24 protein-coding genes and 2 tRNA genes are annotated in these 25,506 nt (G+C 67.7%); 18 read left to right on the top strand and 8 right to left on the bottom strand.

Annotated elements, in window-relative coordinates:
- Positions 1-5: 5 nt before the first annotated feature.
- The 8 genes from OG203_RS19110 (at position 6) to OG203_RS19075 (ending at position 7,718) form a co-directional block, all read left to right on the top strand.
- Positions 6-821: a hypothetical protein gene (locus OG203_RS19110; protein ID WP_405167005.1), complete on the top strand. Its 816-nt coding sequence runs from the start codon at positions 6-8 to the stop codon at positions 819-821.
- A gap of 22 nt (positions 822-843) precedes the next feature.
- Entirely contained in the window at positions 844-1,809 is a 966-nt protein-coding gene (locus tag OG203_RS19105) for a hypothetical protein (protein WP_405167004.1), read from the top strand.
- A 192-nt stretch (positions 1,810-2,001) separates the two neighbouring features.
- Positions 2,002-3,501 carry a CoA-acylating methylmalonate-semialdehyde dehydrogenase gene (locus OG203_RS19100; RefSeq protein WP_405167003.1) on the top strand — a complete coding sequence of 500 codons (1,500 nt, stop codon included), beginning with the start codon at positions 2,002-2,004 and terminating at the stop codon, positions 3,499-3,501.
- A gap of 3 nt (positions 3,502-3,504) precedes the next feature.
- Complete coding sequence (locus tag OG203_RS19095; protein ID WP_405167002.1) at positions 3,505-4,644, top strand: acyl-CoA dehydrogenase family protein; 1,140 nt, start codon at positions 3,505-3,507, stop codon at positions 4,642-4,644.
- On the top strand, positions 4,641-5,699 hold the full coding sequence (locus OG203_RS19090) for an enoyl-CoA hydratase/isomerase family protein (protein WP_405167001.1): 1,059 nt from the start codon (positions 4,641-4,643) through the stop codon (positions 5,697-5,699). Before OG203_RS19095 ends, OG203_RS19090 begins: the two co-directional genes overlap by 4 nt.
- On the top strand, positions 5,692-6,591 hold the full coding sequence (mmsB, locus tag OG203_RS19085; RefSeq protein ID WP_405167000.1) for a 3-hydroxyisobutyrate dehydrogenase: 900 nt from the start codon (positions 5,692-5,694) through the stop codon (positions 6,589-6,591). The genes OG203_RS19090 and mmsB overlap by 8 nt, the downstream gene beginning before the upstream one ends.
- A 58-nt stretch (positions 6,592-6,649) precedes the next feature.
- Positions 6,650-6,835 carry a DUF6374 family protein gene (locus OG203_RS19080; protein ID WP_405166999.1) on the top strand — a complete coding sequence of 62 codons (186 nt, stop codon included), beginning with the start codon at positions 6,650-6,652 and terminating at the stop codon, positions 6,833-6,835.
- 55 nt (positions 6,836-6,890) lie between these two features.
- Positions 6,891-7,718, top strand: coding sequence for an enoyl-CoA hydratase (locus OG203_RS19075; RefSeq protein WP_405166998.1), 828 nt, complete (start codon positions 6,891-6,893; stop codon positions 7,716-7,718).
- 98 nt (positions 7,719-7,816) lie between these two features.
- Here the strand turns inward: OG203_RS19075 and OG203_RS19070 are convergent, their stop codons facing one another.
- Positions 7,817-8,875 carry an Hsp70 family protein gene (locus OG203_RS19070; protein WP_405166997.1) on the bottom strand — a complete coding sequence of 353 codons (1,059 nt, stop codon included), beginning with the start codon at positions 8,873-8,875 and terminating at the stop codon, positions 7,817-7,819.
- A 135-nt stretch (positions 8,876-9,010) separates the two neighbouring features.
- A complete protein-coding gene (locus OG203_RS19065) occupies positions 9,011-9,553 on the bottom strand; it encodes a MarR family winged helix-turn-helix transcriptional regulator (RefSeq protein WP_405166996.1) in 543 nt (180 codons plus the stop codon).
- Between the two features lie 85 nt (positions 9,554-9,638).
- Between OG203_RS19065 and OG203_RS19060 the strand changes: the two genes are divergently transcribed.
- Positions 9,639-9,713 (top strand) — tRNA-Cys (locus OG203_RS19060).
- Between the two features lie 83 nt (positions 9,714-9,796).
- On the opposite strand, the gene OG203_RS19055 is transcribed toward OG203_RS19060, so the two are convergent.
- Complete coding sequence (locus OG203_RS19055; RefSeq protein WP_405166995.1) at positions 9,797-11,218, bottom strand: metallophosphoesterase; 1,422 nt, start codon at positions 11,216-11,218, stop codon at positions 9,797-9,799.
- Positions 11,219-11,234: 16 nt separating this feature from the next.
- Positions 11,235-11,804, bottom strand: a complete 570-nt coding sequence (locus OG203_RS19050) for a hypothetical protein (RefSeq protein WP_405166994.1) — start codon at positions 11,802-11,804, stop codon at positions 11,235-11,237.
- Between the two features lie 173 nt (positions 11,805-11,977).
- Between OG203_RS19050 and OG203_RS19045 the strand changes: the two genes are divergently transcribed.
- Entirely contained in the window at positions 11,978-12,349 is a 372-nt protein-coding gene (locus OG203_RS19045) for a hypothetical protein (protein ID WP_405166993.1), read from the top strand.
- A 6-nt stretch (positions 12,350-12,355) separates the two neighbouring features.
- On the opposite strand, the gene OG203_RS19040 is transcribed toward OG203_RS19045, so the two are convergent.
- Positions 12,356-12,892, bottom strand: coding sequence for a TIGR03086 family metal-binding protein (locus OG203_RS19040; RefSeq protein WP_405166992.1), 537 nt, complete (start codon positions 12,890-12,892; stop codon positions 12,356-12,358).
- A 112-nt stretch (positions 12,893-13,004) separates the two neighbouring features.
- Between OG203_RS19040 and OG203_RS19035 the strand changes: the two genes are divergently transcribed.
- Positions 13,005-13,802: an alpha/beta hydrolase family protein gene (locus tag OG203_RS19035; RefSeq protein ID WP_405166991.1), complete on the top strand. Its 798-nt coding sequence runs from the start codon at positions 13,005-13,007 to the stop codon at positions 13,800-13,802.
- Positions 13,803-13,877: 75 nt separating this feature from the next.
- On the opposite strand, the gene OG203_RS19030 is transcribed toward OG203_RS19035, so the two are convergent.
- From OG203_RS19030 to OG203_RS19020, 3 genes are all read right to left on the bottom strand, one after another.
- Positions 13,878-13,950, bottom strand: a tRNA-Arg gene (locus OG203_RS19030).
- A 103-nt stretch (positions 13,951-14,053) separates the two neighbouring features.
- Positions 14,054-14,764: a DUF305 domain-containing protein gene (locus OG203_RS19025; protein WP_405166990.1), complete on the bottom strand. Its 711-nt coding sequence runs from the start codon at positions 14,762-14,764 to the stop codon at positions 14,054-14,056.
- Positions 14,764-15,714: a DUF3105 domain-containing protein gene (locus OG203_RS19020; protein ID WP_405166989.1), complete on the bottom strand. Its 951-nt coding sequence runs from the start codon at positions 15,712-15,714 to the stop codon at positions 14,764-14,766. Before OG203_RS19020 ends, OG203_RS19025 begins: the two co-directional genes overlap by 1 nt.
- Positions 15,715-15,829: 115 nt before the next feature.
- Between OG203_RS19020 and argS the strand changes: the two genes are divergently transcribed.
- The 7 genes from argS to OG203_RS18985 all read left to right on the top strand — a co-directional run bounded on the left by argS (position 15,830) and on the right by OG203_RS18985 (position 25,277).
- Positions 15,830-17,488, top strand: coding sequence for an arginine--tRNA ligase (argS, locus tag OG203_RS19015; RefSeq protein WP_405166988.1), 1,659 nt, complete (start codon positions 15,830-15,832; stop codon positions 17,486-17,488).
- A 43-nt stretch (positions 17,489-17,531) separates the two neighbouring features.
- Positions 17,532-18,950 carry a diaminopimelate decarboxylase gene (gene lysA, locus OG203_RS19010; RefSeq protein ID WP_405166987.1) on the top strand — a complete coding sequence of 473 codons (1,419 nt, stop codon included), beginning with the start codon at positions 17,532-17,534 and terminating at the stop codon, positions 18,948-18,950.
- On the top strand, positions 18,947-20,353 hold the full coding sequence (locus tag OG203_RS19005; RefSeq protein WP_405166986.1) for a homoserine dehydrogenase: 1,407 nt from the start codon (positions 18,947-18,949) through the stop codon (positions 20,351-20,353). Before lysA ends, OG203_RS19005 begins: the two co-directional genes overlap by 4 nt.
- Complete coding sequence (thrC, locus tag OG203_RS19000) at positions 20,350-21,444, top strand: threonine synthase (RefSeq protein WP_405166985.1); 1,095 nt, start codon at positions 20,350-20,352, stop codon at positions 21,442-21,444. The genes OG203_RS19005 and thrC overlap by 4 nt, the downstream gene beginning before the upstream one ends.
- Before the next feature lie 22 nt (positions 21,445-21,466).
- A complete protein-coding gene (gene thrB / locus OG203_RS18995) occupies positions 21,467-22,459 on the top strand; it encodes a homoserine kinase (protein ID WP_405167914.1) in 993 nt (330 codons plus the stop codon).
- A 288-nt stretch (positions 22,460-22,747) separates the two neighbouring features.
- Positions 22,748-24,916: a transcription termination factor Rho gene (gene rho, locus OG203_RS18990; RefSeq protein ID WP_405166984.1), complete on the top strand. Its 2,169-nt coding sequence runs from the start codon at positions 22,748-22,750 to the stop codon at positions 24,914-24,916.
- Between the two features lie 79 nt (positions 24,917-24,995).
- Positions 24,996-25,277 carry a hypothetical protein gene (locus OG203_RS18985; protein ID WP_405166983.1) on the top strand — a complete coding sequence of 94 codons (282 nt, stop codon included), beginning with the start codon at positions 24,996-24,998 and terminating at the stop codon, positions 25,275-25,277.
- Positions 25,278-25,506: the final 229 nt, after the last annotated feature.

Raw genomic sequence — 25,506 nt, 5'->3', positions numbered from 1 at the left:
CGGGTATGAGCCGGCGGAAGATGATCGCGGCGACCGTGCTTGCCACGCTGGCGCTGGTGGTGTCCGGATGTTCCGGCGGCGATGACGCCCCCGCGTCGAGCGGACCCGAGCCGCTGGTCGGATTGCTGCGCTTCACACCGGGTTCGGTGTCGGGCGACAGCGTCGCCGGTACCTGGTTTCGGATGGTGCAGCCGGGTGGCACGCCGGACAAGGGCCCCTACATGCCCAACGGCGATTCCCCCGCGCAGGGCGGCTCGACCACCCTGCTCGAGCCGGGCACGGCGGGCGGCCTGCGTATCGGCGGATACCAGAGCGAACCGAAGCCCGGTTTCGCGCAAGGCAATTCGCTGTCCGCGTCGATCACCAAGCCGACCAAGTTCTTCGCCGTCGAGTTCGGCATCTCCACCAACCCGGTTGACCCGCAGACTCAGCGCCGGGTGCCGCCGCCGACGGTGACCAACGACGGCGGCATGTTGACCGCGGACGTGTCGTCCTGGGCCGCCTCGTGGAACGACCAGGAGTTCAACCAGGGCGCGCCGAAACCACCGGAGAAGCAGGACGCGCAGGTGGCCGGTGCCGAACAGGTGCAGAAGGTCTGGGACTGGGTCGCCAAGCAATGGTTCGACAAGCCGACCGCCGATGCCGCCCAGGGTCCCTCGGCCACCGGCACGTACGACTCGAAGACCCGCAAGTTCACCCTGCAGTGGACCAGCCTCATCGTCGGCGGGCCGTTCAACGGCTTCACCGGCGTCTGGCACCTGGAGGGCTCGTTCGAACCAGAGGCGGCCGCGCCCAATTCGCCTGCGGCCCCGGTCAAATAGACAGCAGAAGGAGTACGGTCCGATGAGTTCTCGCACGACGACCCGGCCTGCGCTCGCCAGTGCCATCCGCGCGGTGGCCGCGCTGACGGTCATCGGCAGCGCCGTCGCGGTCACCGCGCTGACGGTGCGTCAGGACGACGACGTCACCAGCGTGGTGATCACCCAGGAGCAACCGGCCGCCGCCGCACGGCCCGCCGCGCCCGCGGCTCCGGCCGAGGTTCCGGCGGCTCCGCAGGCACCCGCCCCGGCCGCGCCAGCGCCCGGCGGTCCGGCACCCGCCGCCTCCGTGCCGCTCGGCTCGGGTGGTGCGCCCGCCGCCGTCGCCATCAATCCCGGCGCGGGTGCTCCGGCCGCGCCGAATGCCGCTGCGCCGAACAGTTCCGTCCCGCTCGGCGCTGGGGGCGCGCCGAACAGTTCGGTTCCACTCGGCGGTTCCGGTGGGAGCGCGCCGAACGGCTCTGTGCCGCTCGGTGAGGCGGGCGGTAGTAATCCGTTCGCCGCCGCGCCGCTGGCCGCGCAGCCCGCCTGCCCCCTCGGCTGGCCCGCACCGAAGCAACAGGGCGGCCTGGCCTCCCTGATCGGCCTCGCACCGCTGGCCGGGCCGTTCTCCTCGGAGGCGTTCGCACTCGGCTCGGTCTACCAGCCGATCCTGCAGCTGGCGGGGCCGGTCCTGGCCGAGATCGCGCCGGTGCTCGCGCAGTACCAGCCGACGATCGACCCGTTCATCACCCAGGTGCAAGGCGTGGAAGCCGTTGTGCTGCAGGCGATCCTGCCGTACTACGGGCCTTACCGCGACCAGCTTATCGCCGCCGAGGGTGACCTCGCCAAGGTGCTGGCCCCGATCCTGACCCGCGCCTACAACAGCGAAGCCGCCTCCTGCTTCGTTGCTTGGCAAGGCCAGATCATCGACCAGGCCAAGGGTGGCCGCATCACCGTCGCTTCCCTCGCCCACCCCGGCGCCGTCGTGGAGCTCGGCCCCGAATCCTGACCCCGCGCATCTCTCCCGTCGCGCCGCGCACGATTTCGCCGCATATGTGTCGTGCGCGGCCTGATGGGACGTATGCGCGGCGGCGGTAAAGGTGGGATGAATCACACTCGAGAAATACATGGACGTCCAACTATAGGATGACCGCATACCGCGCTGCGCGGTGTCATGGTCGGCTACGAGAACAGGACTGGCATGGTTCGCGAACTCACTCACTTCATCGGCGGGCAACACGTCGCGGGTACCTCCGGCAACTTCGGTGACGTCTTCGACCCGAATCTCGGTCAGGTGCAGGCTCGGGTGCCGCTGGCGAGCAAGGCCGAGGTCGCGGCCGTCATCGCGAATGCCGAAGCGGCGCAGCTGGTCTGGGCCGCGTTCAACCCGCAGAAGCGGGCGCGGGTGCTGATGCGGTTCCTGACGCTGGTGCAGGACGAGATGGATTCGCTTGCCGCGCTGCTCTCTTCGGAGCACGGCAAGACCATCGCCGACGCGAAGGGCGATATCCAGCGCGGCCTCGAGGTGATCGAGTTCGCCGTCGGCGCCCCGCACCTGCTCAAGGGCGAGTACACCGAGAGTGCGGGCACCGGCATCGACGTCTACTCGATGCGCCAGCCGCTCGGCGTCGTCGCCGGTATCACCCCGTTCAATTTCCCGGCCATGATCCCGCTGTGGAAGGCGGGTCCGGCGCTGGCCACCGGAAACGCGTTCGTGCTCAAGCCATCCGAGCGCGACCCGTCGGTGCCGCTGCGGCTGGCCGAACTGTTCCTGGAGGCGGGTCTGCCGCCGGGTGTCTTCAACGTCGTCAACGGTGACAAGGTGGCCGTCGACGCGCTGCTGCACGATCCGAGGATCAAGGCCGTCGGCTTCGTCGGCTCCACCCCGATCGCCCAGTACATCTACGAGACCGCGACCGCGAACGGCAAGCGCGCCCAGTGCTTCGGCGGCGCGAAGAACCACGCGATCGTCATGCCCGACGCCGACCTCGACGATGTCGCCGACCAATTGATCGGCGCCGGTTACGGTTCCGCTGGCGAGCGCTGCATGGCCATCTCGGTGGCCGTTCCGGTCGGCGAGGAGACGGCGGATCGCCTGCTGGCCAAGCTCACCGAGCGGGTGGAGAAGCTCAACATCGGTCGCTCCGACGATCCCGGCGCCGACTACGGCCCGCTCGTCGGCCAGGACGGCGTGGAGCGGGTGAACAAGTACGTCCAGATCGGCATCGATGAGGGGGCCGAGCTGGTTGTCGACGGTCGCGGCGTGGTCGTCGCTGGCGCTGAGGACGGATACTTCGTCGGCGCAACGCTTTTCGACAAGGTCACCCCGGAAATGCGGATCTACAAAGAAGAGATCTTCGGTCCGGTGCTGACCGTGGTGCGCGCCAAGGACTACGAAGAGGGCCTGCGGCTGGCCAACGAGCACGAATACGGCAATGGCGTCGCGATCTTCACCCGCGACGGTGACACGGCCCGTGACTTCGCCGCCCGCGTGCAGGTCGGCATGGTCGGCATCAACGTCCCGATCCCCGTGCCGATCGCGTACTACACCTTCGGCGGCTGGAAGCGTTCCGGCTTCGGCGACCTGAACCAGCACGGCCCGGACTCGTTCCGCTTCTACACCAAGACCAAGACCGTCACGCAGCGCTGGCCTTCCGGCATGAAGGAAAGCAATGCCTTCGTCATTCCCACGATGGACTGACAGATGTTCATCCTCGACGACGACGAGAAGGCGATCCGCGACACCGCGCGCGGATTCGCCGACGAGTTCCTCGCCCCGAACGCCCTGGAATGGGATGAGCAGAAACACTTTCCGGTCGACGTGCTGCGCAAGGCGGGCCCGCTCGGCCTCGGCGGCATCTACGTCAAGGAGGACGTAGGCGGCTCAGGCCTGCGCAGGCTCGACGCCGTGCGCATCTTCGAGCAGCTCGCCACCGGATGCCCGGCCATCGCGGCCTACATCTCCATCCACAACATGGCGACCTGGATGATCGACAGCTACGGCGATGGCGCGCAGCGCAATGCCTGGCTGCCGAAGCTGACATCGATGGAGCTGCTGGCGAGTTACGCGCTGACTGAACCCGGCGTCGGCTCGGACGCGGCGGCGTTGAGCACCAAGGCCATTCGCGACGGTGACGACTACATCTTCAACGGCACAAAGCAATTCATCTCCGGCGCGGGCGCCACCGACGTGTACGTGGTGATGGCGCGCACCGGCGAAACGGGCGCGCGCGGCGTCTCGGCATTCATCGTGCCTGCCGACACCCCGGGAGTCTCCTTCGGCGCCAACGAAAGAAAGATGGGCTGGCATGCCCAGCCAACCCGTCAGGTGATCTTCGAGGACGCCAGGGTGCCCGCGGCGAACCTGCTCGGCGCGGAAGGCGACGGCTTCCGCATCGCGATGAACGGCCTCAACGGCGGACGACTGAACATCGCCGCCTGCTCGGTCGGCGGCGCGCAGGCGGCGCTGGACAAGACCGTGCCGTACCTGGCGCAGCGTCAGGCCTTCGGCAAGCCGCTGTTGAAGAACGAGGCGCTACGGTTCCAATTGGCCGATATGCGTACCGAATTGGAGGCCGCCCGCACCCTGCTGTGGCGTGCCGCGGCGGCGCTCGATGCCGACGCGCCGGACAAGGTCGAGTTGTGCGCCATGGCAAAGCGTTTCGCGACCGACGCGGGCTTCGAGGTCGCGAACAAGGCCCTTCAACTGCACGGCGGCTACGGTTACCTGGCCGAATACGGTCTGGAGAAGATCGTCCGCGATCTGCGGGTGCATCAGATCCTCGAGGGCACCAACGAAATCATGCGGGTGGTCGTCGCCCGCGCGGTGGTAGGAGCGGCATGACCGAACCGGAAGTTCTGATCGAGAAACGCGCTGGGCTCGGGCTCATCACGTTGAACAGGCCCAAGGCCATCAACGCGCTGAATCACCCGATGACACTGGCCATTACCGACGCGCTGCGCGCCTGGGCCGATGATGACGAGGTCCGCACCGTTGTCGTCACCGGCGCGGGGGAGCGCGGCCTGTGCGCGGGCGGCGATATCGTCGCCATCCACACCGATGCCACCGGCGGTGCCACCGGCGCGGATTCGCCGACCGGTCGCTTCTGGCGCGACGAGTACGTCCTCAACGCGCTGATCGGGCGCTACCCGAAGCCCTACCTCGTGGTGATGGACGGCATCGTGATGGGCGGCGGCGTCGGGCTTTCCGGCCACGGCAGCCACCGGATCGTCACCGAGCGGTCCAAGATCGGCATGCCCGAGGTCGGCATCGGCTTCATCCCGGATGTCGGCGGCACCTACCTGCTCGCGCGCAGTCCCGGCGAGATCGGCACGCACGTCGCGCTGACCACCGCCAGGATGGCCGCCGGCGACGCCATCGCGGCCGGTTTCGCCGACTACTTCGTCGCCACCGAACACCTTCCGGCACTGCTGGATACGCTCTGCACCGAGGCCGTCGAGGTCGCGATCGCCAAATTCGCCACGGCCGCACCGGAATCCGGCCTGCTCGCGCAGCGGACGTGGATCGACGCCTGCTACAGCGCTGACAGTGTCGAGGAGATCGTCGCGAGGCTGCAGGCACACGATGCGCCGGAGGCCGCCGAGGCCGCAGCCGACATTCTGACGAAATCGCCTGTCGCGCTGAAGGTAGCGCTACGGTCGTTGCGTTCGGCGCGCACCGCGCCGAACCTGGAGACGGTGCTGAACGAGGAATACCGGGTCTCCATCGCGGCGCTGTCCTCGCCCGATCTGGTGGAAGGCATCCGCGCGCAGGTCATCGACAAGGACCGCAAGCCGCGGTGGTCACCGGCGACCCTCGCCGAGGTCAGCACCGCGCAGGTCGACGCATACTTCGCCGAATTGGGCGATCAGGAACTGGGTTTGGTGAGCAATGACTGAAAAGATCGGATTCCTCGGACTCGGCCACATGGGCGCGCCGATGGCGGCGAACCTCGTCAAGGCCGGATATGAAGTGCTGGCCTATGATCCGGTGCCCGCCGCGCAGGAGCAGGCCATCAAGGACGGCGCCACCGTGGTGAGCACGGCCGTCGAAGTCGCGGACGCCGGTGTGGTGATCACCATGCTGCCCAACGGAAAACTCGTCCTCGACGTGTACGCCGAACTGCTCCCGGCCGCCAAGCCGGGCACCCTGTTCGTCGACTGCTCCACCATCGACGTCGCCGACGCCAAGTCGGCCGCGGTCCTGGCCATCGGCGCTGGCCATCGCGCCCTGGATGCCCCGGTCTCCGGCGGCGTCGCCGGCGCGGCCGCCGGCACGCTGACCTTCATGGTCGGCGGCGGTGCCGAGGACTTCGCCGATGCGCTGCCGCTACTCGAGATCATGGGCGGCAAGGTCGTGCACTGCGGCGGCTCCGGCGTCGGCCAGGCCGCCAAGATCTGCAACAACATGCTGCTCGGCATCTCGATGATCGGCCTGTCCGAGGCCATGGTCCTCGGTGAAAAGCTCGGTCTGACCCACCAGTCGTTCTTCGACGTGGTGTCCACCGCCTCGGGCCAGAGCTGGGCGCTGACCAGCTACTGTCCGGTCCCCGGCCCGGTGCCGACCAGCCCGGCCAACAACGACTACCAGCCCGGTTTCGCCACCGCCTTGATGAACAAGGACTTGGGTCTTGCCGCAAATGCGTTGCGCGAGAACAGCATCGACGGCCAGCTCGGTCTGCTCGCGGCGGAGATCTATCAGCGGTTCAACGAGTCGTCGGGCGCACGGGACTTCTCGGCCATCGTCACCGAGATCCGCGACCGAAGTGACCGTCCGGGCCCGGACGCCTGACCCGCGAGATAGTTGACACGTCTCGAACATGCGTTCGACTCGAGGTATTGTTCGAGCCGTGTCTCCACTCTCCCGCAAGGACTGGGCAAGGATGAACCTCGAGCAGGTCCGTGACCAGCTGCTCGACGCGGCCGCGTTCGGCAAGTACCTGCCGCCCGAGCAGCTCGAGAACGCCGCGGGGAAGATCGCCGAGGGCCTGCGGGTGTACACAGAACTGACAAGTGACCGGGGCGAAGCCGGATAGGGCTTGTATCGTCACCGGTGATCCTGACCAATCCCGACCGAGAAGGTGCCTGAAGATGACTGCATCGCGAAGCGATTCCGTGGGGGGCGACGGCCGGGCGACGGGCGGGCCCGAATTCGAGACGATTCTGCTGGAGCGCAAGGGCCGGGTCGGCTGGATCACGCTGAACCGCCCGAAGGCGCTCAACGCACTCAATGCCAAGGTCCTCGACGATGTCATCGCCGCGCTCGACGAGCTGGAACGCGATGACGAGATCGGCGCCGTTGTCATCACCGGCTCAGACCGCGCCTTCGCGGCCGGTGCCGATATCAAGGAGATGCAGCCGAAGTCGTACATGGACATGTTCCTCAACGACTACTTCGCGCGCTGGGACCGGCTCGCCCAATTCCGCAAGCCGACCATTGCCGCGGTCGCCGGATACGCCCTCGGCGGCGGCTGCGAACTCGCCATGATCTGCGACATCCTGATCGCGGCCGACACGGCGAAGTTCGGCCAGCCCGAGATCAAGCTCGGCGTCATCCCCGGCATCGGTGGTTCGCAGCGGCTCACCCGCGCGGTCGGCAAGGCCAAGGCGATGGACCTGGTGCTCACCGGACGCAACATGGACGCGGAGGAGGCCGAGCGCGCCGGGCTGGTTTCGCGCATCGTGCCCGCCGCCGAACTCCTGGACACCGCGCTCGAGGTCGCCGACACCATCGCGTCGATGTCGTTGCCGGTCACCATGATTGCGAAGGAATCGGTCAACCGCTCCTTCGAAACCACGCTCGCCGAGGGGCTTCGCTTCGAACGCCGAGTGTTCCACTCGCTCTTCGCGATCGAGGATCAGAAGGAAGGCATGGCCGCCTTCGTGGAGAAGCGTCCCGCGAAGTTCACCAACCGCTGAGTCATTCCGTCAACGGCACCTGGCCGCGCACCAGGTGCCGTTGATCATGATGAGGTGCGGTCCGCGGCAGAATGGCTGTCCACTTAGCCGCGGACGAGCTAGCCGAAAGCCGACGGCGACGGCCCGACGATCTCGATCGGCGTCGGCGTGGTGCCGTGGCTCGGTTCGGCCGAAGTCCGGTCCATGGCAAGGATTCCCGCGATCGTCGCGCCGAGCGCCGCGGTCACCGCGACGGCGGCGATGAGCTTGCGCCGGTCGACCGGGCCGTGCACCAGGGAGGCGGACAGCGACGCGCCCGCCCGCACCCGCGCCATCCGCACGTCGCCGCTGTGGCGTTCCGCCGCGAGCAGCACCGCGCCGCGGGCCGAGACGTAATCCGGTTCCGGGTCGTAGATGATCGGCAGATCGATCAGCTCCGCGAGCTCGTCACGGATGCTCGGGTTGCGGGTGCAGCCGCCGAGCAGCACCAACGCCTCCGGCTGCACGCCGCTCTCCTCGATGAGCTGACGCACGAACGACGCCGAATGATGGATGCTCGCCGCGCACAATTCCGCCAGGTCACTGCGGGTGACCACCTCGCGGCCGCCGGAGATCGGATCGATCGCGGTGACTACCCGCTCGCTGCTCAACGCCTCGCGATGCCTGCGGCTGGTCAGCTTGTCGGTGAGCACGCCGCCGCGCGCGAGCTGCCAGCGCAGCAGCGCGTCGTAGCCGTCGCCGCCGAGCACCGTGCTGCGTTTGCCGGCCAAGATGGTGTCGTTGCGGCAGTCGGCGTGCGTAATGGTCAGGCCGGAGGTGCCGAGGTCGTAGAGCAGCACCGAGCCGTCGTCGGGCAGCTGGCCGGTGAAACGCAGATAGCGCAGCTGGGCGAGCGGTTCGTCGACGATGGTGAGGCGGTTGCGGCCCGCGATGGTTCGGATGGCGTCGGCGTGCATGGTGCAGCGGCAGGTCACGGCCGTTCCGGTGACCAGTTCGTCGCGCCGGTCCGCGGCGCCGCGCATCTGGCGGATGGCCTCGAAAACGGGTTCTTCGATACTGCCGCCCGCGCGGCGCGGCACCTGGCAGCGGTCGATCGGGGGGAGGTGTGGCTGATCGGAATGTGTCAGCATCGCGCGTGCGCCACCAGCGCCCGCCGATACCCCCAAGACCAGCACCATGGTTTACATGGTGAACCCTTTTGGGCCCGCTGCCAAGACAACGGGCCGGTAAATTCGCTAGTTGGATGCCGGACCGTTACCCGGTGGTCAATCAGCGGGTGTATTGAACCGACCAGTACGGACGTCTCGTTTCCGCTAGGTCGTGGACCAGCGCGCCTGTTCGCCGCCGGTATCGAAGTCGCCTGCGGCCTGTCGGAATTCCGCGAGTAACTGCAGCAGCGTGTGCAGCCGATCCGGCGCGAGACCGGGCAGTGCGAAGACCTTCGTGTTGAGTTCCTCGGTCGCCTGAGCGACCAATTCCCTTCCCGCCGCGGTGATCTCGATCAGGGTCGCGCGCCGGTCGGTCGGGTGCGGCACCCGCTCGACCAGCTTCGCCGCCTCGAGCCGATCGACGGTGTTGGTCACGCTGGTCGGGTGCACCTGCAGCCGGGCGCTGGCCTTCGCCATCGGCAGTGCGCCGGTCTTGCTGAAATTCAGCAGCATGAGAAGTTCGTATCGGGAGAAGGTCAAACCGGTCGGTTTCAACGCCTCGTCCACCCGGGCCATCACGATTTGCTGGGCGCGTACCAAGGAGGTCACCGCGGCCATGCCATCGGCCACGTCACCCCAGCCGTGGCCGACCCATTGGCGATGGGCCTCCTCGATCGGGTCGAGCGGAAGTGGGCGTGGCCGAGACATGTTCCGATCATTCCATGTGCGCTTCGAATCAGTGTGAGCGCAAGGGTGTGGCCGGGAGTCCGTTCGCGGCAATATCTATCGCGAGGCGGGCGTGGCTGAGTGGTTGAGGCAACGGTCTGCAAAGCCGTTTACGCGGGTTCAATTCCCGCCGCTCGCTCCAACAGGGTTCGAGGGTCGCCTCAGGCGGTAACGCTCGGTTCGGCATTCGCCACAATGCCGAATCGAGCACCTCGTCCCTCGGCGTCAGCCGAGTCCCGAGAAGTCGCGCAGCACAACGTGATTGCGGTCGGCGGTGGTGCCGAGGGTGTAATCCGGGAGCAGGCCGAAGTATTCGGATCTGGTGGTCGCGCTCCAGCGGCGGGCCGCGTCGGTGCGGGTTTTGTAGAAGTTGAGCATATAGCCGCCCTCGTACAGGCGGAGCAGGCTGTAACCGCCCGGATATTCCTTCACCGCAGCCACTTCCAGGAATTCGACGGCGCAGGCGGTGTCGGGTCGGGTGCGGCGATTGCGGTGGGTATGGCCGCTGTGGTGCAGGAAGACGCCGGGGGATCGGTCATACAGTGCTTGCAGTTCGGCGCTGTCGCGGCAGTTGAGGACGAATCCCGGTCCCGCGAGATTGGTCAGGCCGGATTCGATGGTGACCGGGTGGTGGCCGAAGACGAGGGTCGGCCGGTCGGGGTCGGCGCGCAATCGCTCGGCGAGCACGTCGAATTGCGGGCGATCGATGGTGCCGCCGGAGCCGTCGAGCTCGCTGGTGTCCAAGCCGAGCAGGCGCAGGCCGCCGAATTCGTGCTCGATCAGCTGCTGGCGCGGGAGGAACGCGTCGGCCCAGCAGTCGTAGTGGTCGGCGGGTGCGGGCTGACAGCTCGCGTAATCCGGGCCGACGTGTGGACGATCGTGGTTGCCGCGCACGACGAAGTAGTCGCTGCCGAGCGTGCCCCACGCGTCGAGCTTCGCGCGCACGGCGCGCGAATCCCGCTGGGACGCTTCGCTGGTGAGGTCGCCCGCGATGAGCAGGTGCTCGGCGCCGCGGTCGGGGCGGCGCACATCGTCGAGCAGGGCGGCTAGCATCACCTCGGGGTAGGGCGGCACGTCCTGACGGACGCCGGGCGGCAGATTATCGACGATCAGGCCGCTGACCTCTTCGCCGTAGTGCACGTCGTTGGCGAGGGCGAGGGTGTGCAGCTGGCGGCCCGGCGGTGGCACCAATGTGGTGAATTCGCCGGTGGTTTCGGGAGTTCCGGGGCTGAGCGTGGTCAGCGAGAGCGTGGGGATCGCGCGCACGCCGTTGGACCAAGCCTCGAAACGGTAAGTGCGGCCGGGTTCGAGGCCGTCGATTTCGGCGTAGTGGAACGGTGTCGGTTGCGGGTCGGCATGCATTGGAACGGGTGCGCTGGCCGAATCTGACGGGACAAGACGGACTTCCGCGTCGGCGTCCACCGGCGTCAACCGTCCGGTGGGATCGGGCGTCACCGTTGTCCAGGTCACGATCACCGAGGTGTCGGTGATCGTGACCACCTCCAGGTCGGTCGCGATCAGCGGATTCGGTTGGGCCCGAGCCGAACCGGGCCGCGCCAACGGCAGCAGTGCGGCAAAACCGATGGCGCCGAGCACGGTTCGCCGGGTCGGCCCGCAGCATGCCGTGCCGATGGTTCGGTTATTCATGGGCGTAGGCGCGGCGTCAATTCTTGCCCGAGCCCGCGGAGCAGACCTTCCACTTACCGTCTTCCTTCTTCAGGTGTTCGGTGGTGCTCGTGTCGGTATCGGGTGCCTGACCCGGCACCTCCAGGGTGAGTTTCCCGACGATGTGCGCGGTCGCGGCTTCGCCGTTGATCACGATGTTCTCGATCTTATCGATGTTCACCGCGACCGTCGCCGACTCGAACTCTTGCTTCTGTTCCTCGGGCAGCGCGTCGAACTCGGCCTGATCCGCCGCGCACGCCTTGCCCGCGGCCGCCCGGAATCCCTTGGCCTGCAGCGTGTCGTAGAAGTCGTGGATCGCGACCTCGATCCGCTTCCCATCGGAGGCGAGCGGTCCCTTGCCCTGCGTCGTCAGGACGGCGCCGAGGACGACCACGCCGCCGAGCGCGAGCAGTAGCACCACGACCAGCGCGACGATCAGGCCGATCTTGCTCTTGCGCGACGGCTGATGGCCGCTCGGCGGCGCCTGCTGGTAGCCCGTCGGCGGCGGATAGCCGGTGGGCTGCTGCGGTCCGTGCTGCGGCGGCTGCCCGCCCGGCGGATAAGTCATCGTCTCGTCCTCCGTCAGCCCCCTCGGCTTCCTGGAAGATTACGGCAACCGCATGCCAAGGCGAGTGAAAAGCGGCTCCGGCCGATGTCGACGGCGACGTCGCGCCCGCGGACGCCTATATTGGCCGGGTGCGGGATCACCGCCCATCTTCGTTCGTACAGAAGGAGATTCGGATGCGCAGGCTATTCGTCATGTCCGTGCTAGGCGTCGGGCTGCTTGCCATCGCGCAGGGCGCGGGAACCGCGGGTGCCGACCCGGTTCCCGCTGGTCAGGGCGCGCTGCGGGTGCAGGCCGCGACCACAGGTGCCGAGCCGGCCGCCGTCGCCGGCGTCCAGATCGGGATCACCACGTGCGCGGCGGGCCCGGTGCTCGCCACCCTGACCACCGGCCCGGACGGCAGCGCGACCACGAACCTCGACCCCGGCTGCTACCTCGCCCAGTTCACCTCGGTCTCCGGCTGCGAGCCGAAGAGCTCGACGTCGGTCAAGCTCGAGGTCACGCCCGCCAGCACCCAGACCGCCGCCTTCCAGGTCAGCTGCGCCTAGCCGCTGTTACGAGTGCGGCGCGACGGTGCGTCCGGCGAACGCGGCGAGACGGTCGAGGGCCGGGGCGGCGTCGTCGATGGGTTTCGGCTCGGCGAATTGCGCGCCGCGTGGACGGGTGGCGAGTTGCTCGCGCAGGAACGTCAGTGATCCTTCGGCAAGCTCGGCGGGGACCTGGACCGGAATTCCGGTGGCCTTGGCGAGATCCCAGCCGTGCGTGATCAGGTCGGCGAGGCGAAGCCGCAGTCGGTCGACACCGGGGCTGTCCGATGGTGTCCGCGCGAGCGCGTCCAGCAGCGTTGCGGCAGACGTGCGGAAGGCCGCGACCGGGTCGTCACCGAGGCGGTCCACGCCGAGCTCGGGCGCAGGACCGCCGCCGAGCTGAGCCGCGAACGTCAGATTCACTACGACCAGGTGATCGACCACGCCGCGCACATCCCACGCACTGCACGGTGTCGGCGCGGCCCACTGATCGGGCCGGATCGCGGCGAGCAGATCGCCGACGGCTTCGGACGCACGCGCGAGATCATCGACGGAAGCGGTCACCCGGCGAGACTACGGTGTGCCGCGCACGGCCGCTACGGATTTCGCCGCCGCGCCGATTTCGCTGATAGCGCAACGGATTCCAGCAACGCGGTCGTAGACCTACCGTTGGCGCATGAACTCACCGATCACGGGAACGGCTGCTGGCGTGCCGTTTACCGCATTGCCGCCAGCCGGTGACGCCACCGCGCCGTTGATCGTCACCTGGCACATGCTGGACGCGCCGAGGTCGGACGCCGCGTTCGCGGCCGCGTTGCCGATGAACCACCTGCCCGCGTGGCGGGTGCACCTCGGTATGCCGATGTGCGGTGCGCGCATGGTCGACGGCAGCACGGACGCCGTCGTGGCACTGTTCAACAAAGACCCGCTGATGTCGTTTCTGTACCCGTTCGCCCGACAGGCCGCCGAGGAGTTCCCGGCCGCGCTGGCCTCGATCCGTACGCAACTTCCGGTCGATGACGGCCCGATCGGCGTGCTCGGCGCCTCGCTCGGCGGCGCCGTCGCGTTGCGAATCCTCGCCGAGACCGAGCTACCGATCTTCGCCGCCGCCCTGGTGAACGCCGCCATCCGGATGCGCTCCGTCGTCGACCTGTTCCCTGGCGACTACCCGTACGACGCCGAGTCCGAAAAGGCCGTCGACAGCCTGGATTTCGTCGAAAAGGCGAGCGCCATCGCCGGTCGCGCACCCCTGCTCGTCATCAGCGGCGAGCTGGATCACCCAGCGCTGCGCACCGACGCGCGCGACCTCGTCGACGCGGTAGGAGATAGTTCCGAATTGCGGTCGATCCCCGGCCTGGCACACCCACTCGCCGACGAGCCCGGCATCGAACCCGCACCACAACTGCCTCACGCCCGCGCGGTCGACACCGCCCTCACCACATGGTTCCGCCACCAACTGCCGGATGCGGGCTAGACGAGGCGGGTCGACCGCTGGAACGAGAACGGCCCCTGATCGCAAGTTCTGCTGATCAGGGGCCTCTCTGCTGTGTGCCCTCGGCAGGATTCGAACCTGCGGCCTTCTGCTCCGGAGGCAGACGCTCTATCCCCTGAGCTACGAGGGCGGGATAGGACCGGTCGGGGCTGTGGGGCCGCCGATCGGGCGGGGAAAGCGTATCGCATCGGCCGCCGTGCGCCAAAAAGGGTTGTCGGGGGCGGCGGTTCGGGTCAGCTCGTGGCGAGTGGGGTGGCGTTGCGTGCGGTGAGCATGGTGGTGATGAGTTGGGCTTCGCCGCGTTGGGTCTTGTCCATGGTGTCGGCGAGGGTGCGTACGGCGGTGGTTTCGGCGTGTTGGGCCGCGTATTGGATCATCGTGAGCCCGCCTTGATGGTGGCGCAGCATGAGTTGCAGGAAGAGGGTGTCGAGCGGGGGGCCGGTGGCTTGGCGCAGCGCGGCGAGGTCGGCGGGGGTGGCCATGCCCGGCATGGTCGACATGGGACCGGACATGGTCTGGGTCGCGCTGGAATGTCCGTGGCCGCTCGGCTGCTCGTTCATCCAGCCCATATAACCGTCGACGCTCTGCGCGGGCTTGCCCCACAGCTGCAGCCAGCCCTGCATCCGACCGACCTGGTTCTGCTGGGTGGTCATGATGTCGTAGGCGAGGCGGCGCACGTCGGTGTCGGTGGAGCGGACCAGCACGACGCCCGCCATCTCGACGGCCTGCGCGTGGTGGGCCGACATGTCCTGGGTGAAGCCGATGTCGACCGCGCCGGGGTCCGGTTCGGACGAGGTGTTCAGCGGCAACCGAATCAGCGTGCCGATGGCGACGCCGATCAGGATGGCGCCGATCGCGCCGAGGATCAGCAGTGCGGTGCTCTGGCGGCGGACCTTGGCACCGAGGCCGGACTCCGCGGAATCCGGCTCGATTTCGGTGGCCACTAGCGGCTCGGCTGCGGCTGGCCCGGCACCGGCTGGGCCGGGTTGGGCACGGGCTGGGCCGGGTTGGGCCCGGGTCGCGGCGCAGGCTGGTTCGGCAGCGGCATGCCGGGCAGACCTGGCAGCCCCGGAACCCCGGGCACGCCGGGCAGACCACCGGGCATCCCGCCCGCCTCGGTCTGATCCTGCTGCAGGCCCTTGCCATCCATCGGCACCGCGTCGGGTCCGGGCGGCGTCGGGTCGAACGGCGGCGGATTGTCGGTGTCGAACGCGATCGTCGAGCAGTCCGCGCCGACCTCGGGGTAGGTGTAGTTGTTCAGGCGCAGTGCCTGGATGAACTGGCCGACGCGCTCGTCGTTCGCGCTGTCCAGCTTCAGCTGATGGCCCCACGCCTGCAGCGAGACCGCGTGATCAAGACCGGGATACGGCGACATCAACGAGTACGGCTTGCCCTGCACCTTGCTCTTCAGCGAGTCGATACCGGCCGCATCGACCTTGTCCGGGTTGTAGGTGATCCAAATCGCGCCGTGCTCGAGCGAGTGCACCGCGTTCTCCATCCGGATCGGCTTGTCGTACACGACACCGGTACAGGTCGCCCAGGACGCGTCGTGCGGTCCGCCGAACGCGGGGCTCTGGTCGTAGGCCACCCGCTGCGTCGGGCCGATGTGCAGCCCGGCCGGGTATTCCTTCTTGACCACGCCCGTGATCGCGTCCGACGGGTCCTTGCGCTCGGCGCTCGGCGTGAACTTCTCCAGGTCGGCCTTCTCCTGGTACTTAGGTACCAGGGTGTAGGCGAGTGCACCGATCAGTGCGATGATGACTACGGCCGCGCCGAGGGCCAACCAGGGGATCTGACGATTCTTCTTGGGAAGTTGACCTCGCCCGCCCCCTTTGCGGGGACCCGACAACTTGGCGGCGGCCTTGGCCGATTTGGCGCTGGGACTGCTCGGCATCGCTCGTTGTGCTTTCTCGATGTGATGGATCCGCGGTATGGCTGTGGATTGCGGACGGTTCCGGCGCAGTGCCCACTCGAGGTGTACACCCGCCAAGACCATAGGATAGAGACTCGTGACTCCAGCTGACCTTGCAGATCTCCTTCGCACTACCGCGGCGAAGGTGCTTGTCGAACGCGGACTGGACCCCGCGGTCCTGCCCGATGAGGTCACTGTCGAGCGCCCCCGCAACCCGGAACACGGTGACTATGCCACGAATGTGGCGATGAAGGTCGCGAAAAAGGCGGGCGTGAATCCGCGCGATCTGGCGACCTGGCTCGCCGAGGCGCTGAGCGCGGCCGACGCGGTGTCCTCGGCCGAGGTGGCCGGGCCCGGCTTCCTCAACATCCGGCTCGCCGCGTCCGCGCAGGGCGCGATTCTGGAGCAGGTGCTCGCCGCCGGTGCCGCGTACGGCAGCTCGGAGACGCTGAAGGGCACCAGGATCAACCTGGAGTTCGTATCGGCGAACCCGACCGGGCCGGTGCATCTCGGCGGGACCAGGTGGGCCGCGGCGGGCGACGCGCTCGGCCGAATCTTGGCCGCGCAGGGCGCCGACGTGGTGCGCGAGTACTACTTCAACGATCACGGCGCGCAGATCGAGCGGTTCGCCAGGTCGCTGGTCGCGGCGGCCACCGGCGCGCCGACGCCGGACGACGGCTACGCGGGCGCCTACATCGGCGAGATCGCGAACACCATCGTCGCCGCGCATCCGGAGGCGCCGACACTGCCGGAAGCCGAGCAGCAGGAGCTGTTCCGCGCCGAAGGCGTCGAGCTGATGTTCGCGCAGATCAGGCAGTCGCTGCACGAGTTCGGCACGGACTTCGATGTCTTCTTCAACGAGAGCTCGCTGTTCGAATCCGGTGCGGTGGATCAGGCCGTCGCGAAGATGAAGGATTCCGGCGACCTTTATGAAAAAGACGGCGCGTGGTGGATCGCGAGTTCCGAATACGGGGACGATCAGGACCGCGTCGTCATCAAAAGCGACGGCAAGCCCGCATATGTCGCCGGTGATATCGCCTACTTCCAGAACAAGCGCGAGCGCGGTTTCGATCTGTGTATTTACATGCTCGGCGCCGACCATCACGGCTATATCGGCCGGTTGAAGGCGATCGCCTCGGTATCCGGTGACGATCCGGCCACCGTCGAGGTGCTGATCGGGCAGATGGTGAATCTGCTCAAAGACGGTGTCGCCGTGAAAATGAGCAAGCGTGCCGGCACCGTGGTCACCCTCGAGGATTTGGTCGAGGCGATCGGCGTTGACGCCGGTCGGTACGTGCTCGTGCGTTCCTCGGTGAACTCCAGCATCGATATCGACCTCGATCTCTGGACCAGCCAGAGCAGCGAGAACCCGGTCTACTACGTGCAATACGCGCACGCGCGGACCGCGTCGATCGCGCGCAATGCCGCCGAACTCGAATACGACAAGGTGACACCGGATCTCGCGCTGCTGACCTCCGACGAAGAGGGCGAGCTCATTCGCACCCTCGGCGAGTACCCCAGGGTGGTGAGCAGCGCCGCTGGCCTGCGCGAGCCGCACCGGGTGGCCCGCTACCTGGAGGAACTGGCCGGTACCTATCACCGGTTCCAGACCAACAAGAACCTGCGCGTGCTTCCCCTCGGGGACGAGCCCGTCAGCCCGACCAATGCCGCGCGCTTGGTGATGGTCAACGCGACCCGTCAGGTCCTCGCGAACGGCCTCGCCCTGCTCGGCGTAAGTGCACCGGAGCGCATGTGAACGGGCACAAGACTTTTCAGACGAGCGCCAGGGAGGATTTAGTATGAGTGCACACCCCGCTGGACCTCGGCACGCTGAGATTCCGCACGCCCCCAATCTGCCGGAGCGTCCCCGTGACCCGCGGCAGATGATCGATCTGCCCGCGAATGTGTGGCCGCGCAACGCCTCCCGCGACGCCGACGGCGTGGTGCGGCTGGCCGGTGTGCCGGTGCACGAGCTTGCCGCCGAATTCGGCACCCCGCTGTTTGTGATCGACGAGGACGACTTCCGCTCCCGCTGCCGCGATATGGTGCGCGCGTTCGGCCCGAACGCGCGAGTTCACTACGCGTCCAAGGCTTTTCTGTGCGGCGAGATCGCCCGATGGATCCGCGACGAGGGCCTGTCGCTCGACGTGTGCTCCGGCGGCGAACTCGCGGTCGCCCTGCACGCCGGCTTCCCGGCCGAGCGAATTGCCTTGCACGGCAACAACAAATCGGCGACTGAGCTGGAGGCCGCGGTGGCCGCCGGTGTCGGCCACGTTGTCGTCGATTCGCTGATCGAGATCGAGCGACTAGAGGCTATCGCTGGCCGCGCCGGTGTGCTGCAGGACGTGCTCGTCCGAGTGACTGTCGGCGTGGAAGCCCATACGCACGAATACATTTCGACCGCGCACGAGGATCAGAAGTTCGGCTTCTCGATCGCCGGTGGTGACGCCATGGAGGCGCTCGCGCGCGTCTTCGACGCGGACAACCTGCGCCTGGTCGGCCTGCACAGCCACATCGGTTCGCAGATCTTCGATATCGACGGCTTCGAGATCGCCGCGCGCCGCATGCTGCGGTTGCTGCACGACGCCATCGAAAAGTTCGGCGTCGACCGCACCGCGCAGATCTCCACGCTGGATCTCGGTGGCGGACTTGGTATTTCGTACCTGCCGAGCGATGACCCGCCGCCGCTGGACGACTTCGCCGGTAAGGTGTGCGACCTGGTCGCCGCGGAGGCGGCCGTCATCGGCCTGCCGCAGCCGAGGATCGCGGTGGAGCCCGGCCGCGCCATCGCCGGACCAGGCACCGTCACCCTGTACGAGGTCGGCACCGTCAAGGACGTCTCCCTCGACGGCGGCCTGCGCAGGCGCTACATCAGCGTCGACGGCGGCATGAGCGACAACATCCGCCCGGCGCTGTACCAGGCCGACTACGACTGCCGCCTGGTCTCCCGTTCCTCCGATGCCGCGCCCGTGGTCGCGCGCGTCGTCGGAAAGCATTGTGAGAGTGGCGATATCGTCATCCGTGACACCTGGATGCCCGAAGATGTCGGCCCCGGCGATCTCGTCGCCGTCGCCGCGACGGGCGCGTACTGCTATTCGATGTCGAGCCGATACAACCAGCTGACCCGCCCCGCGGTGGTCGCGGTGCGTGACGGACAACCGCGACTCATTCTGCGCCGGGAAACGGTGGCGGACCTGCTCAGCTTGGAGGTGCAATGAACTCTGTATCGCGCAGCGATTCCATCGGGGGTGGTGGCCGGGCGGCGGGTGGGCCCAATCCCGCTCAGAACACCTGGGGGAGAGATCAACCGATCGGCGTCGCGGTCCTCGGCATGGGCAATGTCGGCACCGAGGTGGTGCGGATTCTGCGTGAGCATTCCGACGATATGCGTTCCCGCGTCGGCGCGCCGCTGGTCCTTCGCGGCGTCGCCGTCCGCAATCTCGACACCGACCGCGGCCTGCCTGCCCACCTGCTGACCACCGACGCGGACGCCCTGGTCGCCCGCGACGACGTCGACCTGGTTGTCGAGGTGATCGGCGGCATCGACCCGCCGCGCCGCCTGATCCTGGCCGCGCTGAACGCTGGCAAATCCGTGGTGACCGCGAACAAGGCGCTGCTGGCCGACTACACCGGCGAACTCGCGGCGGCCGCCGAACGCAACCGCGCCGACCTCTACTTCGAGGCCGCGGTTGCCGGTGCCATCCCGGTGGTCCGCCCGCTGATCCAGTCGCTGGCCGGTGACCGGGTCAACCGGGTCGTGGGCATCGTCAACGGCACCACCAACTTCATCCTCTCCGCGATGGACGAGACCGGCGCCGACTACTCCGACACCCTGGCCGAGGCCACCCGCCTCGGTTACGCCGAGGCCGACCCGACCGCCGATGTCGAGGGCTACGACGCCGCCGCCAAGGCCGCGATCCTGGCCTCGCTCGCCTTCCACACCAGGGTGACCGCCGCCGACGTGTACCGCGAGGGCATCTCCAAGATCAGCTCCGAGGATCTGGAGACCGCGTCCGCGCTGAACTGCACGGTCAAGCTGCTCGCCATCTGCGAGCGGGTGCCCGCCGGACCCGGCGAGCCGAGCCTGGCCGAGGGCGGCAAGGAGCGCGTTTCGGTGCGCGTCTACCCGGCCCTGGTGCCGCGCAAGCATCCTTTAGCCGCCGTGAGCGGCGCGTTCAACGCGGTGGTCGTGGAGGCCGAGAACGCGGGACGGCTGATGTTCTACGGACAGGGCGCCGGCGGCGCGCCGACCGCGTCCGCGGTGCTCGGCGATCTGGTGATGGCCGCGCGCAACAAGTTCTACGGTGGCCGCGCTCCCGGCGAATCGGTTTATGCTGAGCTACCGATCGCGCCGATCGGCGATACACCCACCCGCTATCACGTGAACCTGCAGGTGGCAGACCGTCCCGGGGTACTTGCCGCGGTGGCGGGCGAATTCGCCAAGCACGGGGTGAGCATTTCGACCGTCCGCCAAGAGGGGCACGGCACCGGAGCTCGCTTGGTCGTGGTTACCCACCACGCCGTGGAATCCGCGCTCGCGGACACCGTCGCCGCCCTTGGCGAGATGGAATCCGTCACATCAATCACCAGTGTTTTGAGATTGGAAGGCACCGAAGAATGAGTAGGACTGGCGTGGCGCCGCAAGCAGGAGTGCACTCCCGCTGGCCGGGTCTGATCGCGGCTTACCGCGATCGGATCGCGGGCGCGGCCGAGTGGGAGCCGGTCACCCTGTACGAGGGCGGTACGCCGCTGGTGCCCGCACCGCACCTGTCCGAATTGACCGGATGTGATGTTTATCTCAAGGTCGAGGGCCTGAACCCGACCGGCTCGTTCAAGGACCGCGGCATGACGGTCGCGATCACCGACGCCAAGTACCAGGGTCAGCAGGCGGTGCTCTGCGCGTCCACCGGCAACACCTCGGCATCCGCGGCGGCCTACGCCACTCGCGCGGGCATGACCTGTGCCGTGCTGATCCCGCAGGGCAAGATCGCGATGGGCAAGCTGGCCCAGGCGGTCATGCTGGGCGCCAAGATCATTCAGGTGGACGGCAACTTCGACGACTGCCTGGAGCTCGCCCGCAAGGTGACCTCGGACTTTCCGAGCATCGGCCTGGTCAACTCGGTGAACCCGGCCAGGATCGAGGGCCAGAAGACCGCGTCGTTCGAAATCTGCGACGTGCTCGGCAGGGCGCCCGACGTGCACGCGCTGCCGGTGGGCAACGCCGGCAACATCACCGCCTACTGGCGCGGCTATCGCGAGTACTACGCCGACGGCATCACCACCCAGCTGCCGCGCATGCTCGGCGTGCAGGCCGCCGGTGCCGCGCCGCTGGTCAACGGCGCCCCGGTGCGCAATCCGGAGACCATCGCGACGGCCATCCGGATCGGCGCGCCCGCGTCCTGGAACGGCGCGATGGCGGCCAAGGACGAGTCCGGCGGCGCGTTCCGCGCCGCCACCGACGACGAGATCCTTGCGGCATACCGCCTCGTCGCCGCGCGTGAGGGCGTGTTCGTCGAGCCAGCCTCGGCGGCCAGCGTCGCCGGTCTGCTCGCCGCGCACAAGGAGGGCTGGCTCGACTCGGGCCTGACCGTCGTGTGCACCGTCACCGGCAACGGGCTCAAGGATCCCGACACCGCGCTGCTTGGAATGCCGCAGGTGCAGGCGATTCCGGTCGACCCGGTCGCGGTCGCCGCCGAACTAGAGCTGGCCTGAGTTGGATTCGCGCGAAGGCCAGCTGTACGTACGGCCGCGGACCGCGAGCCCGAGTCGTACGCTGCCAGCGGGTCTTTCGGTGACCGCGCGGGTGCCGGCCTCCAGCGCGAACCTCGGTCCCGGATTCGATTCGCTCGGTATGGCTTTGGGGATCTACGACGAGATCGAGGTGCGCACTACCGATTCCGGGCTCAACATCCGGGTCGAGGGTGAGGGCGCCGACGATGTCCCCTGGGGCCCTTCACATCTCGTGGTGCGCGCGATCGAGCGCGGACTCGAATCGGCGGGCGTCTGGGCCGACGGGCTCGATGTGGTGTGCCGCAACGTGATTCCGCATTCGCGCGGGCTCGGGTCCTCGGCCTCGGCGGTCGTCGGCGGGCTGGCCGCCGGGTGCGCCATCGCGGCGAAGTTCGATCCGGAGCTTGCCATCTCCACCGACCAATTGGTGCAGCTCGCAGCGGAATTCGAGGGCCACCCGGACAACGCGGCGGCCAGCGTGCTCGGCGGCGTCGTTGTGTCCTGGACCGAGACCGACCGGGCCGCCGACATCGGCCAGGACGGCGTGCCGGTGGCCGAGCACCACGGCCGGGTCTACCGGGCCGTGCGGCTCGACGCTCATCCGGCGCTGCGGCCGGTGGTGCTCATTCCGGAAGAACGCTCGTCCACCGCGCACACCAGGGGTTTGTTGCCCGAGGTCGTGCCGCACGGTGACGCCGCGTTCAACGTAAGCAGGGCCGCTTTGGCGGTGGTGGCGCTGACCCAACGTCCCGATCTGCTGATGCCAGCGACAGCCGACCGGCTGCACCAAGCCCAGCGCGCGCCCGCGCTCCCGCTGACCACCACCTGGATTTCCCGGCTGCGCGCGGCGGGCATCGCCGCTACCGTGTCGGGGGCAGGCCCCACCGTTTTGGCCTTGAGTACCTGCGAATTCCCTGCCGAACTCCGTGAACTCGCGGCCATCGACGGGTTGCGGGTGGTCGAACCGGGACTGGCCGACGGAGTACTGATCGACTGACGGCGAGTCTGGCTTGCCGAGATTCGCAATGGGCAGCTATCCTGAGCGAGTCCGTACATCGTGCGCATCAGACGCCGGTGCTTCATCAGGGCAATCGCTCCAGCAGGCTCCAGGCTCGAGCCTCCAGGCCATGGGGGTGCTGCGTAGCTGCGCAACTGGAATGATCACTCCCCACCTCACACCACCGGTGGCGAAGCGGACGGACGCATCCGAGTCCGGCAGAATGCCCGGACTGCGGGACGAACCCTCGAAACAGCACACGGCAATCGGGGGAAGGAAAGGATTTCCGTGACAGATACGGACCTGCTCGCAACACCCGGGGTGGAATCCAACCCAACATCTCCGGGGGACCGCGAAAGTGACTCCGGACAGATTTCGAAGATGAGCGAACAAACCGACGTCGCACGATCGGGGCTGACTGGAATGTTGTTGCCGCAGTTGCGCGCGCTCGCGGGGGAGCTCGGTATCCGAGGCACCTCCGGAATGCGCAAAGGCGATTTGATCGCCGCTATCAAGGAAAATCAGTCCGGGAAACCGGCCAAGGGTGAAAAGCCCGAAGGGGGACAGGCCAAGTCCGCGGTTTCCGCCAAGGCCAACACACCCGGTAATGCGGAAGCACCGGCCGCCGCGCCGGCGCCCGCTCGCGCAGAGCAGGGGACCCTCGATGTGTCCACCGCCCCGGCGAAGGAAACTCCGGTCGTCGAGGCTGCTGCCCCGGCGAAGGAATCCGCTCCCGTGAACTCGGCACCGGCCGAGGCCACACCGACCACCACGACCGAGTCCACCGAGGATTCCGGCCGCGATGGCGGTCAGCGTGGTCGTGGTCGGCAGCGGCGCGGCCGTGACCAGGCGCGATCCGGAGGCGGCGAGACCGCGACGGCCGATGCGCGTGGTGACGAGCCGAAGCAGGACACCGAGCAGGGCGAGCGGCGCCGCGAGCGCAACCAGTCGGGCGAGCGGAACCAGTCCGAGCGCAATCAGGGCGAGCGCAGTCAGTCGGGCGAGCGCAATCAGGGCGAGCGCAATCAAGGTGAGCGCAATCAGTCCGGCGACCGCGCACAGTCGGGTGAGCGGAATCAGTCCGGTGAGCGCGGCCAGTCCGGTGAGCGCAACAACCAGAACGGTAACGGTGGCGGCAACGCCAACGGCGGCCGGAACAACGACCGCAATAACGCTCGCAACAACAATGACGACGACGAAGGTGACGGGCGCGGTCGGCGGGGACGCCGATTCCGTGAGCGTCGTCGTGGGCGCGACCGCGAGACCGGTGGCGGTGGCGGCGAGGCACGCGAGCTGGAGATCCGCGACGACGACGTGCTTCAGCCGGTCGCGGGCATCCTCGACGTGCTGGACAACTACGCCTTCGTCCGGACCTCGGGCTACCTTGCCGGGCCGAACGACGTCTATGTCTCGATGAACCTGGTGCGCAAGAACGGCCTGCGCCGCGGTGACGCGATCACCGGTGCGGTGCGTGCTCCGCGCGACGGCGAGCAGAACAACCAGCGACAGAAGTTCGATCCGCTGGTCCGGCTCGACACCGTCAACGGTGGTGACGTCGAGGATTCGAAGCGTCGGCCCGAGTTCAGCAAGCTCACCCCGCTCTACCCGAATCAGCGGCTGCGCTTGGAGACTCAGCAGAACAAGCTGACGACCCGAGTCATCGACCTGATCATGCCGATCGGTAAGGGCCAGCGCGCCCTGATCGTCTCGCCGCCGAAGGCCGGTAAGACGACGATCATGCAGGACATCGCCAACGCCATCGCCATCAACAACCCCGAGGTCTACCTCATGGTTGTGCTGGTCGACGAGCGTCCTGAAGAGGTCACCGACATGCAGCGTTCGGTGAAGGGTGAGGTCATCGCCTCGACCTTCGACCGTCCGCCGGGCGACCACACCTCGGTCGCCGAGCTCGCCATCGAGCGGGCCAAGCGGCTGGTGGAAATGGGCAAAGACGTTGTGGTGCTGCTCGACTCGATCACTCGACTGGGTCGCGCGTACAACAACTCCTCGCCCGCTTCGGGTCGAATCCTGTCCGGTGGTGTCGATTCCACCGCGCTGTACCCGCCCAAGCGGTTCCTCGGCGCGGCGCGCAATATCGAGAACGGTGGCTCGCTCACCATCATCGCGACCGCGATGGTGGAGACCGGTTCCACCGGTGACACGGTCATCTTCGAGGAATTCAAGGGCACCGGTAACGCGGAGCTCAAGCTGGACCGCAAGATCGCGGAACGGCGCGTGTTCCCCGCGGTGGACGTCAACCCGTCCGGCACTCGTAAGGACGAGCTACTGCTCAACCCCGACGAGGCCGCGGTACTGCACAAGCTGCGCCGCGTACTGTCCGGCCTTGACTCGCACCAGGCGATCGATCTGCTGATCGACCGTTTGAAGAAGTCCAAGAACAACCTCGAGTTCCTGATGCAGGTGAGCAAGACCGCGCCTGGCGCCTTGGACGAATAGGTTCGCACGTTGTACTGCCGAAAGGGCCTCGCTACGGCGGGGCCCTTTCGGCGTTCTCGGCACGAAGAACATGAGCCCGATGATGGTCGCGCCGCTGATCAGGAAGCCGAGGATGATCGCCGAGGTTGCCACCGCGCTCCCCTCCGGGGCGGTGGTCGAGGCCTGGAAGTACCCGGCGGTTCCCGGAGCGGCCGAGGCGGCGGTGTCGGGCAGAGCGCACCAGCCGACCACGACGGCGAGAATCAACAGACCGAAAATCGCCGACGCGACCCGGATGTTCACAAGTTCTCCCTTCGCTGGTCACGGCACGCCGCTGTGCCAAGGTCTCACACTCTATGAACGAAGCTGTTCGCATACCTGAGTAGCCAACTACCCGTCTTCAGGGTTGCTGAGACAGCCGCGAAGTGCGTGCCCGGAGTTCCTGGGGCGGGGGCGATAGGGGGAGTACCTAGGGTGGGAACAAACCGCTTGCCGGGGGCGTTTTGGGAGCGTAGGGACTGTTCTGGCATACTGAACGGTCGTTGCGTCTGCTCTGTTTCGAGCAGACCTCCCGCCTAAGTCGGCTCCGGTTCACGTTCCCGCGATTCGCG

Source organism: Nocardia sp. NBC_01499 (genome assembly GCF_045040275.1).
Classification (GTDB): domain Bacteria; phylum Actinomycetota; class Actinomycetes; order Mycobacteriales; family Mycobacteriaceae; genus Nocardia.
This window is presented reverse-complemented; position numbering and strand designations above follow the sequence as displayed.